Source organism: Nocardia sienata NBRC 100364 (assembly GCF_001613205.1).
Taxonomy (GTDB): Bacteria; Actinomycetota; Actinomycetes; order Mycobacteriales; family Mycobacteriaceae; genus Nocardia; species Nocardia sienata.
On record NZ_BDBX01000035.1, the window covers coordinates 60692 to 74866 of the forward strand.

Sequence of the window (14175 nt, forward strand, 5' to 3'; positions counted from 1 at the left end):
ACCATCCTGAAACCTGAACAAATATTGAGGTCAATACCGCCGGTTCACAGCATGACGTAGATCACTTCTGATACTTCGGTGCCCCCGCAGGTATCCCAGGGCCCGGCGCAGTGGGTGACTAATATTGCGCAGATGTCGTTGCCGAGTGATATGCGTGCGTTCAACCGGTCCGTGGTCGAGAATTTCCGCGCAGGTGGCGGGGAGATCACCATGGACGGGATGCTGAAGGGGGCCGACCTCGTTCTGCTGACCACTGTCGGCAGAAGCAGCGGGCGCCAGCATATCGTTCCGCTCGCGTACCTGACCGACGGTGACGATCGAATCGTGCTGTGGGCCTCCAATATGGCCGCGGCCGAACATCCGATGTGGTACCGGAACCTGGTCGCCGAGCCGCAGGTCATCGTCGAGCTGCCCACCCCGGCGGGTATCGACCTGTTCACCGGCACCGCGCACACTGCCACCGGGTCCGAACGTGAGCGACTGTTCGCGATGCTGGAGAGCCGATTTCCGCATATGGCCGCACATCAGCAGCAGACCGGACGGGAGATTCCGCTCGTGGTGGTGCAACGAGTATCGGGACTGGCCGATCAGGGTGCCGCGTCGGCACCCGCTGTCGATGCGTAGCGGAGTCCGCGCAGCGATGTGGTTTCGCGGATCGCGCCGATACGGCTCGCCGACGACGCGCGAAGTGTCGTAATCAGGCGCCGGTAATCCCTTGTCGTAGCGCAGTTCACGACGGAGGCATGACCTTTCGACTACTCGAGTGGCCGGCCGGCCGCGCCGAGCCGCCGAGAAATGCTCGCCATGATTCTGGACCTGGGTATCCGACCGTTCATGCCATACGGTTCGGTCGCCCTTGCCTGCTACCGGACGCCGGAATCGAATGACCCTCTCGCCCAGACGTTTCCGGGTCGTCGCCGGGGGCCGGTGCAAGCGCAACCCTGAATCGTCGCCGACACCGCGCCGCACATCGCAGGTCGGCCGAGCCCAGAAGGAGTGCGATGTCATCCGCGCGTGGCCCCGCGATGATCGGGTTATCCGTCTTCGGTGTTGTCGCCGTGTGTTGTCTGAGCCTGGTCCTGACCACCGCGCGCGGACCCGCCGCCGAAGTCGGCACCGAGTACGGGGCGGTCTTCACCGAGGTCTCCGGACTCAGCACCGGAAGCGGTGTCCGGCTGGCCGGAAATCGGATCGGAACCGTCACCGCGATCGACGTATCCGACAATGCCACGGCCCGGGTGCGATTCAGCGTCGGTCACGATCGGCCGGTCCTGGACACGACCCACGCCGCAGTCCGCTATCAGAGCGTGCTCGGGCAGTACTACCTGGAACTGTCCGAGTCCGGCCCCGGAGGAGGCGAACTCGCCCCGGGGGCAACCATCCCGCGGGAGCGGACCGCGCCGGGTTTCGATGTATCGCGGCTGTTCGACGGCTTCCGGCCATTGTTCACCGCGCTGGACGTCGAGGAGCTGGGACGGGTGGCGGAGAACGTGGGCCGGGTCCTCCAGGGCGACAGCTCGGGTATCGGACCGGTACTGACGGCTCTGGGTGACCTACTCCAGTACGCGACGAACGAGCATGCCGCTGTCGCGGTGTTCATTCACAATCTGGGCAAGATCGCCACCGAGCTCGGCGGTATCGCCGAACAGGTCGGCGTACTGATCGAGCGGATCGCAGCACTGGTAGGTCTGTTCGACAACGCCGTGGAACTGGTCGACTCGCTCTTCTCGCAGGATTCGAGCCTCGCATCGGAGGGCGGACTTCTCGCCGAACCGGGATCTCCCTCCGAAGACGCCTATCCGGCTCTGCACGAGCAGTTGCGCATCCTCGCTTCTCGCCCCGACCAGCTCGTGGAAGTCCTGTCGCTGAAGCCGGAACTGATCAATGGGTTGAACTCCGACCATCCGGCGGCAAGCTCCGCATCCGCGTCCCCCTGTTCTTCCTGGCCGTTCGCCCCGGCCGTCCTCGCCGGAGCGCAGCATGAGGCGGTGTGCCGATGACGCGCGACCCACGCGAGGTCGATGAACAGCGCGCATCCGGTTCGGTGGCCACCGTATCGGCGTGGGGACTCGCCGCGGCCGCGTTCGTCGTCCTGGCGGTACTTCTCTGCTGGCGCTGGATCTCCGCCCAGGATCAGCTGGACGACCTACACGGCCGCATCACCGATCGCGACCGGGTGGCCGCCGTCGCCGCCGACTACGCGAAACGCTCGCTGACCTATGACTTCCGTAGTCTCGACGCCTTCTTCGCCGGGGTCCGGCAGGGAACGACCGCCGGGTTCTCCAACCGCTACGACGCCGTCGGCGACTCACTCGCGAAGATCATGATCGAAGCCGAGGTCGTCGCCCAAGGTGAGGTCGTGAGCACCGCGGTCGACGCCGTCGACGGTGACAACTACAGCGTCACTGTCTTCGCGACCCAGCAGACCCGTAACGTCCGGCACCCGGAACCGGTCGGCACGTCCACCCTGGTGACAGTGGATGTGCAGCGTGTCGGTGACGAATGGCTCGTCGCCGACTACCGCCCGCACTGAGACACTCGCGCGATTTCCTCGTATCGCGCGGACAGCGCAGGAGTTCGGGCGGCACAGCATCCGGTTCGGGCGTAATTTCCCTCGTCGGTGCCGTCACCGTCTGCCTCGGGGACCCGTACCTGATCCGGTTGCTCATCCGCGATGCTCGGAGGTGGGGAGTGAGGGCTGAATCCTCCGCAGGGCGAACGCGCCGACGACCGCGGCGACCAACCCGATGAGGGAGGCGAGAAAACCGCCGACGATCCCGTATCCGGTGCCGGGTCCGCCCTCGGCGGCGAGCACGACCAGCCCACCGAGCACCAGGCCGGCCATCCCGGCCGCCAGTGCGGCGACCGCCGAGCGGCGTCCGGTGCGGCGCAGGAGTGCGCGGGTGCCGACGACCACACCGACGAGTGCCACCGCGACACCCACCAGGGACCAGAAACGTCCGGCGGTCAATCCGGAGGCCTCCGACTGGGCCAGGATCTGCGAGGTGGCGAACAGGTGACGGACGGGCATGGCGTGCTCCTTCTCCAACGACTGGAATGCGTATCCATCGTCGCCGCCGGACCGGCCTCCGGTCGTCGTGCGCACGCAGGCGTTCCAGGCTGCCGCCGGAGGCGTGGAAACCCGGCCGGAATACTGCGTACGCAGTAGGTGGGATCATCCTGGTGCCCGACTTCCCCCGGTGGATATCGGGATAGGGTGCACCCATGGAAAGGCTCCGGAACTGGGCGATCGCCGGGGGCGTCGCGGTGTTCCAGCTCCTCTCCGGCTTGTCCGGGCCCCCGCTGGGCTGGGTGCTGCTGGTCCTGGGCGGGCTGGCGCCGGCCGCCGCCGGCCGGGCGCCGATCGCCGTGCTGGCCGTCACGGGGTCGACCGCGCTGGCGTACCAGGCTCTCGGGGTGGACGTACCCGCGGTCGCGTTCCTGGTCGCCGTATACGCGGCTGTCCGCGCCGGGCGCTGGCCGGCAGCCGTGGCGGGGTCGGTGGTCATGGTGGCGGCCATGCCCGTGGCGCTGCTGGTTTCGCCGCGCGAACTACTCCTGAACGAGGCCCTCATGGAGTCCCGGGACGTGCTGCAGTTGGCGTGGCTGGTCGCCGCGGGCGCGGCGGGCGAAGCGTTGCGGCAGGCCGAGCGGCGTGCCGACGAGGCCGAACGTACCCGGGAGGAGACCGCGCGGCGCCGGGCCGACGAAGAGCGATTACATATCGCGCGGGAGCTGCACGACTCGCTGACACACCAGATTTCGGTGATCAAGGTGCAGGCCGAGGTAGCCGTCCACTCGGCCCGCCGGCGCGGCGAACAGGTGCCCGAGGCGCTGTCGGCGATCCTGGAAGCCGGGCGCGAGGCATCCCGGGAGCTGCGGGCCACCCTTGCGGTCCTGCGCGACGACCGCCCACCGTCGTACGGACTCGATCATGTCGCGGAGCTGGTGGACCGGGTCCGCACCACCGGACTGGAGGCGACATTGACGGTTGCCGGGCGGCGCACGGCCCTGCCGGTGGCCGTGGACCGGACCGCGTACCGGATCGTCCAGGAGTCACTGACCAATATCACCCGGCACTCCGCCGCCGGGGCCGCCACGGTCCGTATCGATTACCACCCCGGCTCTTTGGTGATCCGGGTCGACGATGACGGTCGAGCCACGCCGGACACCACTTCCGAGCCGGGTGTGGGACTGTTGGGGATGCGGGAACGGGTCACCGCCCTCGGCGGCCGATTGCACGCCGCGCCCCGGAGTGAGGGCGGGTTCACCGTCCGAGCCGAGCTGCCCGTGGAGCGGACGTCGTGATCCGTGTCCTGCTGGTCGACGACCAGCCGCTGATCCGCAGCGGTTTCCGCGCACTGCTGGAGTTGGAGGACGATATCGAGGTCGTGGCCGAGGCGGCCGACGGCGCACGGGGCGTCGAGCTGGCTCGCGAACATCGGCCCGATATCGCACTGGTGGACATCCAGATGCCGCTCGTGGACGGTATCGAGGCGACCCGGCGTATCGCCGCGGACCCGGCCCTGAGCGGGGTGCACGTGGTGATCCTCACCAACTATGGTCTCGACGAGCACGTCTTCGACGCCCTGCGTTCGGGCGCGGCCGGATTCCTGGTCAAGGACATCGAACCGGAGGACTTCCTGCACGCCGTCCGGGTCGCTGCCCGCGGTGACGCGCTGCTGGCGCCGTCGATCACGCGCAAGCTGATCGACCGGTACGTCAGCCGGCCGCTCGGCCCGGACCGGGCTGCGATGACCGAGCTGACCAACCGCGAGCGGGAGGTGGTCGCCCTCGTTGCGCGGGGTCTTTCGAACGACGAGATAGCCGCCCATCTGGTGATCAGTCCACTGACCGCCAAAACCCACGTCAACCGGGCCATGACCAAACTCCACGCCCGCGACCGCGCCCAACTCGTGGTCCTGGCCTACGAATCCGGCCTGGTGATACCGCGCCGGGCGTGATCTCACCCGCTCTCGCGCGCCTCGGACGCCGCTGCCCACACCGCGGCATCCTCGATGCGGCGGTGCGGGCAAAGCGCCGGCCACCGACGGTCGGCGACCCGGAGAACCGTCAGACCCCGCCGCGCACCGCGATGGTGGCGTCGAGTTCCACCAGTGCGCCCTGGGGCAGTACCGGGGCGGGCAGGGCGGTCCGCGCGTGCCGCCCGGCATCGCCCAGTACCGTGCGTAACAACTGGGAGGCGCCCTCGGCGACCGTCGGCTGGTCGATGAAATCGCCGGTACCGGCGATCCAGACATCGAGTTTCAGCACCTTTTCGACATTCGCGAGACCCACCGCGTCGTCTATCCGGGCCAGCAGGTTGAGTGCCGAGATTTCGGCGGCCCGGCGCCCGTCCTCGAGGGTGGCGTCCTCGCCCATGCGGCCCCGCAGGATCTCCCCCGCGGCGGTGCGCGAGATCTGGCCGGAGACCCACAGCAGGTTTCCGCAGCGGGTGGTCGGCTCGTAGGAGTACTTGGGGGCTCCGAGCACGGGGAGCTCGAGGGAGAGCGCCCGGAGGCGTTCGTGCGGGTCAGTCACGGTGGAGCCCTTCGACTACCGGGTAGGCGGCGATCGCCGCCCCCGGGGTTGGTGCCATGGTCATCGCTTGCTCACGATGTAGGTGCGGTCCCGGCCGATGTACCACAGGTCCTCGGTACCGATCGCCGCGTTCTCGTAGCGCCACGGGATTTCGGCGGCGCCGTAGGACCCGATGTCGAGCACATGCTTGTATCCGGGCCGCAGTTCGTTGGCGAAGGATTCCTGTTTGCCCATGAGATGGCCGACATTGCGCTTCCGGTATTCGGTGTTGAAATCCACCTCGGTGCCCAGCATCCCGATCTCGACCATCCGATCCAGATGCGGCGCCAGGTAGTTCAAGGTCCCCTCGTGCACATCCTCGCAGATCACGCCGGGTTTCAGCTGTCCGATGATGCCCTCGCGCACCACATCGAAGAAGAAAGCGTAGGCCTCCTTCGCCGCGGGTGTGCGGGGCAGCGAGCGGGCCATATCGGAGGTGGCGACGACCACCCCGTCGATGACGACGCGCACTCCGGCGTCGAGCTGGATGCAGGTGGTCTCCGAATTGATCGGGAAGTCGACCGGGGGTCCCGGGAACAGCATCCGGTTGGAGGAGTGCAGGTTTGTGAAGTAGGGCTCTATCCCGAAAGGTATCTCGTGGGCCGTCCGGAACTCGACGATCTTGTCGAGGTACACGGCATTGATATCGAGTTCGGTGAACGAGCGGCCCGCGTCGAGTCCCGCCTCGGCCCAGGCCAGCGCCTCCTCGATGGCGAAAACGCTGGCTCGGGCGGCCACCACCTGGAACGCGAGGTCCTCGTGATCGCGAATATCGCGCCAGTGCGCGAGTTCGCGCGACACCGGGACCAGTTCGGCATTGTCGCGCTCGAGCTCGCGGGCCAGTCCGATGCCGATCCACTCGTCCTCGACGCCGGTGCGCGGACCGCGGGCGAGTTCGCGGACGGCGGCACCCACCGACGCGAATCGGCCCACCGGCACCCCGGGGACCTCGGCAGTGTCCTCGGGCGCCAGGATCAGCAACTTCTCCGCACCGGCGAGCCACAGGGCCACCGCTCCGTCCGGTTGCGCGATCCCGGTCACTTCGGTGAAGTTCGGCGGCGCGGCGATCAGCAGCGCGTCGAGGGAGCGGTCGGCGACCAGCGCTCGCAGCGCCGCGAACCGGCTGTCGGTGGTGGCCGAGAACTCGTCGGCCAGACCCGCGAGATGTTCGACGTCGGCGATCAGCCGGCGCGCGGTCTCGACCCCGGTTTCACGCCAGGCGGCGAATCGGGCGAGTACCTCGTCGAGGTCGAGCTCACGAGCGAGGACCGGGGTCGGCTCGCGATCGTCGGCGGTGACGTCCAGGGCGGCGGAGAGCGCGCGGTAGTGGCTGTAGACCACATCGGCTGTGAGATGCACGGGCCCGCCGTCGGCGAGTTCACGCACCAGGACGGTCAACGATTCCGCGGCCGGAGTATCGGCGACCACCCGGGGGTCGATGGTCACCCAGGGGGCGTAGAACTTGATCTGCTCCTTCGGTACCCCGGCCGAGAGCGCGTTGCCCTGCTCCTGCTGGCGGACGAGCAGATACTGCTCCGCGTCGGTCCGCGCGATCAGCGGTGCCACCAGCGGATGGGAGTCGAGGCGGATCGCGGAAAAGAGGAGACTCTTGCGCGCGTCGAGGCCGTAGATATCGGCGACCTGCGCGGTGTCAGCGGTGATGGTGAGCATTTCTTCCCTTCGACTATCTGTTTCGGGTGTCTGCCGGATGCGCACGCGCAGGCCTCAGCTGATCCCGGTGGTGACTCCGATATGGGATTCGATTTCGGTGGTGTAGTCGGAGAACGCGGCCGAGAACCGGTGTTCCTTTCCCCGGGGCCGGGGCAGGTCGATGGTGATATCGGCGACGATCCGGCCCGGGCGGCCGCCGACGACGACCACCCGGTCACCGAGCCAGACCGCTTCGGGAATGCTGTGCGTCACGAACAGGACGCTGCATCCCGTGGTCTGCCAGATGCGCTGGATCTCGAAGTTCATCGAATCGCGGGTCATGGCGTCCAGCGCACCGAAAGGCTCGTCCATGAGCAGCAGTTCGGGATGTGAGACCAGGGCGCGGCAGATGGCGACCCGCTGCTGCATACCACCACTGAGCTCGTAGGAGTAGCGGGTGGCACGGTCGCCCAGGCCGACCATTTCGAGCAGCTCCTGAGCGTAGCGACGCGACTCCTCGGTGCGGGTGCCGCGGAATTCCAGCGGCAGCAGCACATTGTCGATGTTGTTGCGCCAGGGCAGCAGCACCGGGCTCTGGAACACCATCGCGATATCCTCGACGCCGTCGCTGATCGGCCTGCCCTTGACCAGGATCTCGCCCGCGGTCGGTTGCTGCAGGCCGGAGATCGTTTTGAGCAGCGTGGTCTTCCCGCTCCCGGACTGCCCGACGATCGAGACGAACTGCCCGGGTTCGACCTTGAAATCCAGGCCCTCGAGCACGGTGTTGTCGTGACCGTCCCGGGAACGATAGGTCACACCGACATTGTCGACCGAGATGGCGTATTCGTTGTTCATGTGGTTCTCCGGCTGTTACGGGGCTTGGATGGTCTCGCCGCGACGCACCGGCGCGAGATAGTCATTGCTGTAGATGTCTTCGGGGGTCAGGCCGCTGTTCGCCGGCAGGCCCAGGAATTCTTTCGAGATATCGAGCATCTCCTGGATACCGGTATCGCTCATCAGGCCGAACTGATCCGCCGACTCCCCGTCGCCCCAGTTGAGCGAGCACTGCGCGCGGATGGCGAGTGCGATGGTGGAGGTCTCGTAACCACTCACATGCCGCTGGAAATCCGTCGCCGCGTCCTCCGGGTGATCGCACGACCACAGGAAACCGCGTTGCATCGCCCGATTGAACCGGCGCACCTGGTCGGGGTTGTCACGGAGCTTGTCATCGGAGACGACGATCCCGTTGCCGTAGAGATCGATGCCGATATCGGACCATTTCAGCACCACGGCCTCCCGGCCCAGCTCCACGATGGTGGGCTCATCGGAGATGTACAGCGCGAGGTTGGCGTCCCACTGGCCCGCCAGCAACCCGGGCAGTTTCGAACCGCTCGACGCGTGCACGACGTTGACGTCGCCTTCGGCCAACCCCAACCGGCTCAGCGCGTACGGCCACATCGCGGTCATCGCGCCCGCGCCTTCGGTCGCGAGCGTTTTACCCCGCAAGTCCTCCCATCCCTTGATGCCGTGGTCGGCCAAGCCGACGACCGCATAGGCGGACCTGGCCTGCAGCAGGTTGACCTGCTTCACCGCGGCGCCGCGCCCCTGGCTGATCACGGTGCTGCCGAAGTCGGCGAAGCCGGCATCGACCTTTCCGGTGTCGACGGAGGTCACGGTATTGGTCGAACCCGACCCCGGCATCACCGTCAGGTCGATGCCTTCCGCGGCGAAGAAGCCCCGATCGACCGCGGCGAAGAACGGCGCGTGTTTGGGCAGATATCCCACATCGAGCATCAGGGTCATCGAGTTCTCCCCGCCACCGGCGGCGCAGGCCGGTAGCGCGGCGAGCATCATCGCGCCGATGATCGCGGCGATCTTGCGTCTCGGTTTCCGCATCACAGTCTCCGGTTCCGTGATCACTTCGCGTGGTTCTTCCACGGGACCAGCTTGCGTCCCGCGAAATCGACCAGGAAGAACAGGGCCAACGCGATGGCGGCGAGCACGATGAAGGCCGCGAACATCGAGGGGAGATCGACCTGGCTGTTGGCCAGCAGGATCACATATCCCAGCCCTTTCGAGCCGGCGATGAATTCACCGACCACCGCACCACCCACGGCAAGGGAGATGGAAATCTTGGCACCGGAGAAAATGGAGGGAACCGCGTAGATCAGCTCGATCTTCGTCATTTTCTTCCAGGCGGAGGCCTTGTTGATCCGCGCGAGCTCCTGGAGTTCGTGGGGTACCGAACTCAAGCCGTCGTAGGTATTGATGACCAACGGAAAGAAGGCGATGGCCATTGCCACGAACGCCTTCGATTCGAAGCCGAAGCCGAACCAGACGATGAACAGCGGAGCGAGTGCGACCTTGGGAATGGTGTCGATCGCGACCAGCGCGGGATACAGGAAACTGCGTATCGTGGCCGAATAGTGCAGTGCCGCGCCGCACAGCACGCCCAGCGCGGTGCCGAGCGCGAAACCGGCGAGCGCCTCCTGCAGGGTGACGAAGGTATTGGAGGCGAAGTATTCGGGGCGCTCGATCAATTCCTGGATGGCCGAAATCGGGCCGACGAGCAAGAATTCCGGCGGATCGAAAACGATTACCAGCAGCTCCCAGACGACGAAGAGCCCGAGAATACCGGCGACAGCCTTGACGCCGGTCGCCAGCGAATCACGGCCGGGCATTTTCGGCCAGGACACTGTTCGCCTGCGAGCCGGCACTTCGGGAGTACGCGGGCGGTGCCGGTCCGAACCGATTTCAGAAATTGCCATGGCGGCGGCTCCCCTCAACAGGTCCGCTGGGGAGAGATATCGGGAACGAGCGAGCTGTCATTGGATCCTCATCACACTAGAAGGGACGCGACGAACGATTCCACGCGACCGATTCGGTCGCGCGGGCCTGCGCGACCGGCCGGAGGGCGCCGGCAGCGGACGGCGGCCCGCGAACGGGTCCGCCGCCGGCCGACGCCATCCGCCGAGCGCGGTGTCGTCGCATACCTCGGCCGGCAACCAGGTAGCCGGCACGTCTTTATGGGCCACCGGGCGCCGGAAGCGCTCGATCGCCGGGGTCCCGGCCGAGGTGGGCCGGGAATTCGTCGCGGCCGGGAAGAGGCCGCTGTCCACCGTCGCGCGACCGATCCCGGCCCCGGTGGGCCATCCGTCGAACACAATACGACCTGTCTGTTCCCCCGGAATCGGCAGCAGCGCCGCGGTAGGAGGCCCGGAATCCGCCCCGGCCCTGCCCGGGCCGGATTCCGGTCCGGTCCCCGGATCGCCCGCCGGGCGGATCCGATAGCGAGGGGTCACGGGCGTCTCCTTCGGAGTCGACACGGGCGGTGTCTCGGTGGCGGTATTCCGGATAGCAAACCGTTCGCTAGTGGTTTGGACCACAGTAAAAACCCGATGCGATTCCTGTCCAACACTGTTTTCGCATCTATTGATACCTATCTTGGATCTGGATTCCTTTCGAATCCGCCTGCCCTCCCTTGCGCCACCGGCTCTGACCGGACGCAGCGCAGCCGGCCCGGCCCCTGGGGTGCGGCTGGACCGACACGGGCACCCATCTCCCGGTCCGCCCGGAGCAGTCGGTGAGAGCTCACAAACCCCGACAACTACGACGAGCCGCGGCCGCCGGGTACGGTGACATCCGCGCGCCGAGCACGGTGCGGTATTCCTGCTGAGAGATAGGGATGTGCCCGATGACCTCTACCGCCGAGAAACTGGCCGACCTGCGTAAGAAGCTCGAGCTCGCGCAGGAGCCGGCCGGAGAGGCGGGGGCCGCCAAACGCGCACGTAAAGGCATACCGTCTGCCCGCGACCGCATCGAAATGCTGCTGGACCCGGGCACCTTCGTGGAGATCGGCGCGCTCGTGCGGAATCCGGCGGACAAGGACGCCCTCTACGGCGACGGGGTGGTCACCGGACGAGGTCTGGTGGACGGCCGGCCTGTCGCCGTGTTCTCCCACGACCAGACCGTGTACGGCGGCACCATCGGCGAGATGTTCGGCCGGAAGGTCGCCGCGATCATGGACCTGGCGGGGCGGATGGGTTGCCCGCTGATCGGTATCAACGACTCCGGCGGCGCGCGCGTCCAGGAGGCCGTGACGTCGCTGCGCTGGTACGGCGAGTTGGCGACCAAGATGGAACCGCTCTCGGGGGCGGTACCGATGGTCTCGCTGATCCTGGGCAACTGCGCGGCCGGTGCGGTCTACCAGCCGATCTGCACCGATGTCGTGGTTGCCACGAAGAGCGCGCACATGTTCGTCACCGGCCCCAAGATCATCGAGGACGCCATCGGCGAAAAGGTGGACATGGAGGAGCTGGGTGGTGCCTACAACCAGGCCGCGTACGGCAATATCCATCATGTGGCCGAGGACGAGGAGGCCGCTTTCGCGTGGGTCCGCAACTACCTGAGCTACCTGCCGTCGAGCGCTGTCGAACTGCCGCCGATCGTGAACCCCGGGCTGGAGCCGGAGGTCACCGAATCCGATCTGACGCTGAACACGCTGGTCCCCGACTCGGACAACGCGGTCTACGATATGCACGACGTGCTGTTGCGCATCTTCGACGACGGTGAGTTCCACGAGATCGGCGCGGCCGCCACCAAGAACCTGATCACCGGTTTCGCCCGCGTCGACGGCCGCCCGGTGGGTGTGGTGGCCAATCAGCCGACCGTACTGGCGGGCGCGCTCGACGCCAAGGCCGGCGACAAGGCCGCGCATTTCATCCACATCTGCAACGCCTTCGAGATCCCGCTGGTGCTGGTGGTCGACACCCCCGGCTTCCTGCCCGGCGTGGAACAGGAGAAAGTGGGTGTCATCAAGCGCGGTGGCCGGTTCCTGTTCGCCTACGTGGAGGCGACCGTCCCCAAGGTGACCGTGGTGGTCCGTAAGGCCTACGGCGGCGGGTGGGCGGTTATGGGCGCCAAGGCCCTCGGCTGCGATATCTACCTGGCGTGGCCCACCGCGCGCATCGCGGTCATGGGAGCCGAGAGCGCGGTGGGTCTGACCCAGCGCAAGGTCCTCGACGCGACCCCCGAGGACCAGCGCGGCGCACTGCGGCAGCAGATGATCGACTTCTACAACGCGACCGTCGCGACCCCGTGGATCGCGGCCGAACGCGGCTACATCGACAGCGTGATCGAGCCGTCGGCCACTCGCCTGGAGCTGCGGCGGGCGCTGCATCTGCTCCGCGACAAAAAGGTCATCCGCTACCCGCGCAAGCATCACCTGCTTCCGCTGTGAAGCGGTTCCGGGCCGGCACCGGCCCGGAACCGGTCGAACCTCGACGCGCACCGCGCTGCCGTCCGAGCGCCGGATCCGGGACGTGGCGCTGGTGGCGTGTTCGCCCGGCCGGCCTTCGATCGAGCCGGTGACCGACATCGAGGGCGAGCAGGGCAAAGTAACGAACGCGCATCGGCGAGCGAAAGACGCAGTAGCGCACGCATTCCAGAGCGGCGCATGGGATTCGGAAGGCGATCCGTACGTGGATGCCGTTCGAAGACCAGGACCGACAACTGAGAAAGATCGATATGCCTGGCTTCCTGAAATACATTTTGTGGCTGAACATGCTGGGCATGCTCTCCGGTTGGTATCACTGATCCAGCTGCGGCGAAGCGGTATCCGATGGTGAATTCCATCGACGGCGAGTAGATGACGCTCTCTCGGGCCGGTCGGCCGCCGCGGATCACCACCGCCCCGCCGGCCGGCCCGCGCCGGGCCGGGCATCGCGAAACCCGATGACACGAAAGGCGGCCGGTTCGAACCGGCCGAGAAGGTCCGCGACCGGCGTCCGGGTGTCAGCCGGCGGCACGCAGTGGTGCGCCGACACGGTGCAGGTGACCCAGCGCCTCCCGGTACGACGCGAACAACCCCGTCTCGTGGTAGGGCACGCCGATTTCGCCGCAATAATCGCGGACGATCGATTGTGCGCGAGGTAGGTTCGGGGTCGGCATGCTCGGGAACAGATGGTGTTCGATCTGATAGTTGAGCCCGCCGAGAGCGAGGTCGGTCAGGACGCCACCCCGCACATTACGTGAGGTCAGCACCTGCCGGCGCAGGTAGTCGGGGCGGTCGTCACCGGTCAGGGTCGGCATGCCCTTGTGGTTCGGGGCGAAGACGCAGCCCATGTACAGGCCGAACAGCGCCTTGTGGACGATGAGGAACGCGACAGCCTTGTCCGCGGGCAGGACCGCGAAGACCGCGGCGAGGTAGGCGGCGAAGTGACCGACGAGCAAGGCTCCCTCCAGGGCACGCTGCTTCATCGATCGATTGCCGAGCGCTCGTAGCCCCGCCACATGGAGGTTCAGGCCCTCCAGCAGCAGAAGCGGGAAGAACAGATACGACTGCGCCCTACCGATGAGACGGGGTAGCCCTCGGCTCGCCCTGGCCTGCCGTTGGGACCAGAGCAGGATGTCGGGAGCGACATCGGGGTCGAGTTCCTCATGGTTCGGGTTCGCGTGATGGCGGGTGTGTTTGTCCTGCCACCAGCCGTAGGCCAGGCCTACCCCGGCGTTGCCGACGACTCGGCCCACGATTTCTGTGGGCCGCCGTAGCCGGAAGACCTGGCGGTGTGCGATATCGTGCATGACGAGTGCGACCTGGGCGCACGTCACGGCCATGAACGCCGCGACCCCGAGCGTCCACCACGAGTCGCCGACGAGGACGAACGCCACCCAGCCGGCCACGAACGCGGCCCCGACGAGACCGAGCCGGATCGTGTAGTAGAAGGGGCGCGGGTTCATCAGTCCGGCGTCGGAGATCCGGCGCAGCAGGCGAGCGTAATCACCGCCGTCGCCGCGCCGCGATGATCGGGAAGATGATGCTGGAGTCAGGGCCGGGGTCGTCATGCAGAAGCTTTCTGGTAGATGAGCCGGAGACGCCACCTGCCCGACTTCGATACCCGCCGGTCGACTCATGTGCAGAGATCCGGCCGGCATCGCCCGATCTGC

Annotated in this window: 13 protein-coding genes; 6 read left to right on the forward strand and 7 right to left on the reverse strand. The window is 67.0% G+C overall.

Translation table 11 applies throughout. The features are described from left to right. Positions 1 to 132 precede the first annotated feature (132 nt). The 3 genes from NS4_RS19245 to NS4_RS19255 all read left to right on the forward strand — a co-directional run bounded on the left by NS4_RS19245 (position 133) and on the right by NS4_RS19255 (position 2533). Positions 133 to 624 (forward strand): nitroreductase/quinone reductase family protein, encoded by a 492-nt coding sequence (locus NS4_RS19245; RefSeq protein ID WP_063060920.1) that lies wholly within the window; start codon positions 133 to 135, stop codon positions 622 to 624. A 377-nt stretch (positions 625 to 1001) separates the two neighbouring features. Then, positions 1002 to 2000, forward strand: coding sequence for an MlaD family protein (locus tag NS4_RS19250; RefSeq protein WP_084487506.1), 999 nt, complete (start codon positions 1002 to 1004; stop codon positions 1998 to 2000). Further along, entirely contained in the window at positions 1997 to 2533 is a 537-nt protein-coding gene (locus NS4_RS19255; protein ID WP_063060922.1) for a hypothetical protein, read from the forward strand. Before NS4_RS19250 ends, NS4_RS19255 begins: the two co-directional genes overlap by 4 nt. A 132-nt stretch (positions 2534 to 2665) precedes the next feature. Here the strand turns inward: NS4_RS19255 and NS4_RS19260 are convergent, their stop codons facing one another. Further along, a complete protein-coding gene (locus tag NS4_RS19260) occupies positions 2666 to 3031 on the reverse strand; it encodes a DUF6223 family protein (RefSeq protein ID WP_063060978.1) in 366 nt (121 codons plus the stop codon). A 194-nt stretch (positions 3032 to 3225) separates the two neighbouring features. Here NS4_RS19260 and NS4_RS19265 point away from each other — a divergent pair, with 194 nt between their 5' ends. Beyond that, positions 3226 to 4308: a sensor histidine kinase gene (locus tag NS4_RS19265; protein ID WP_063060923.1), complete on the forward strand. Its 1083-nt coding sequence runs from the start codon at positions 3226 to 3228 to the stop codon at positions 4306 to 4308. Then, the gene (locus NS4_RS19270) at positions 4305 to 4964 is read left to right on the forward strand and encodes a response regulator (RefSeq protein ID WP_063060924.1); all 660 of its coding nucleotides are present in this window, start codon (positions 4305 to 4307) and stop codon (positions 4962 to 4964) included. Before NS4_RS19265 ends, NS4_RS19270 begins: the two co-directional genes overlap by 4 nt. Before the next feature lie 109 nt (positions 4965 to 5073). On the opposite strand, the gene NS4_RS19275 is transcribed toward NS4_RS19270, so the two are convergent. The 5 genes from NS4_RS19275 to NS4_RS19295 are packed head-to-tail and all read right to left on the reverse strand — an operon-like array spanning position 5074 to position 9911. Then, the gene (locus NS4_RS19275; RefSeq protein ID WP_063060925.1) at positions 5074 to 5541 is read right to left on the reverse strand and encodes a RidA family protein; all 468 of its coding nucleotides are present in this window, start codon (positions 5539 to 5541) and stop codon (positions 5074 to 5076) included. A gap of 60 nt (positions 5542 to 5601) precedes the next feature. Beyond that, positions 5602 to 7251 carry a M24 family metallopeptidase gene (locus tag NS4_RS19280; protein ID WP_063060926.1) on the reverse strand — a complete coding sequence of 550 codons (1650 nt, stop codon included), beginning with the start codon at positions 7249 to 7251 and terminating at the stop codon, positions 5602 to 5604. Between the two features lie 54 nt (positions 7252 to 7305). Then, the gene (locus NS4_RS19285) at positions 7306 to 8085 is read right to left on the reverse strand and encodes an ABC transporter ATP-binding protein (RefSeq protein WP_063060927.1); all 780 of its coding nucleotides are present in this window, start codon (positions 8083 to 8085) and stop codon (positions 7306 to 7308) included. Between the two features lie 15 nt (positions 8086 to 8100). Next, on the reverse strand, positions 8101 to 9126 hold the full coding sequence (locus NS4_RS19290) for an ABC transporter substrate-binding protein (protein WP_063060979.1): 1026 nt from the start codon (positions 9124 to 9126) through the stop codon (positions 8101 to 8103). 20 nt (positions 9127 to 9146) lie between these two features. Further along, positions 9147 to 9911 carry an ABC transporter permease gene (locus NS4_RS19295; RefSeq protein WP_157106127.1) on the reverse strand — a complete coding sequence of 255 codons (765 nt, stop codon included), beginning with the start codon at positions 9909 to 9911 and terminating at the stop codon, positions 9147 to 9149. A 1013-nt stretch (positions 9912 to 10924) separates the two neighbouring features. On the opposite strand from NS4_RS19295, the gene NS4_RS19305 reads away from it, so the two are divergent. Next, complete coding sequence (locus NS4_RS19305) at positions 10925 to 12469, forward strand: acyl-CoA carboxylase subunit beta (protein WP_063060980.1); 1545 nt, start codon at positions 10925 to 10927, stop codon at positions 12467 to 12469. 554 nt (positions 12470 to 13023) lie between these two features. On the opposite strand, the gene NS4_RS19310 is transcribed toward NS4_RS19305, so the two are convergent. Further along, positions 13024 to 14073 (reverse strand): fatty acid desaturase family protein, encoded by a 1050-nt coding sequence (locus NS4_RS19310; protein WP_063060930.1) that lies wholly within the window; start codon positions 14071 to 14073, stop codon positions 13024 to 13026. Positions 14074 to 14175 lie beyond the last annotated feature (102 nt).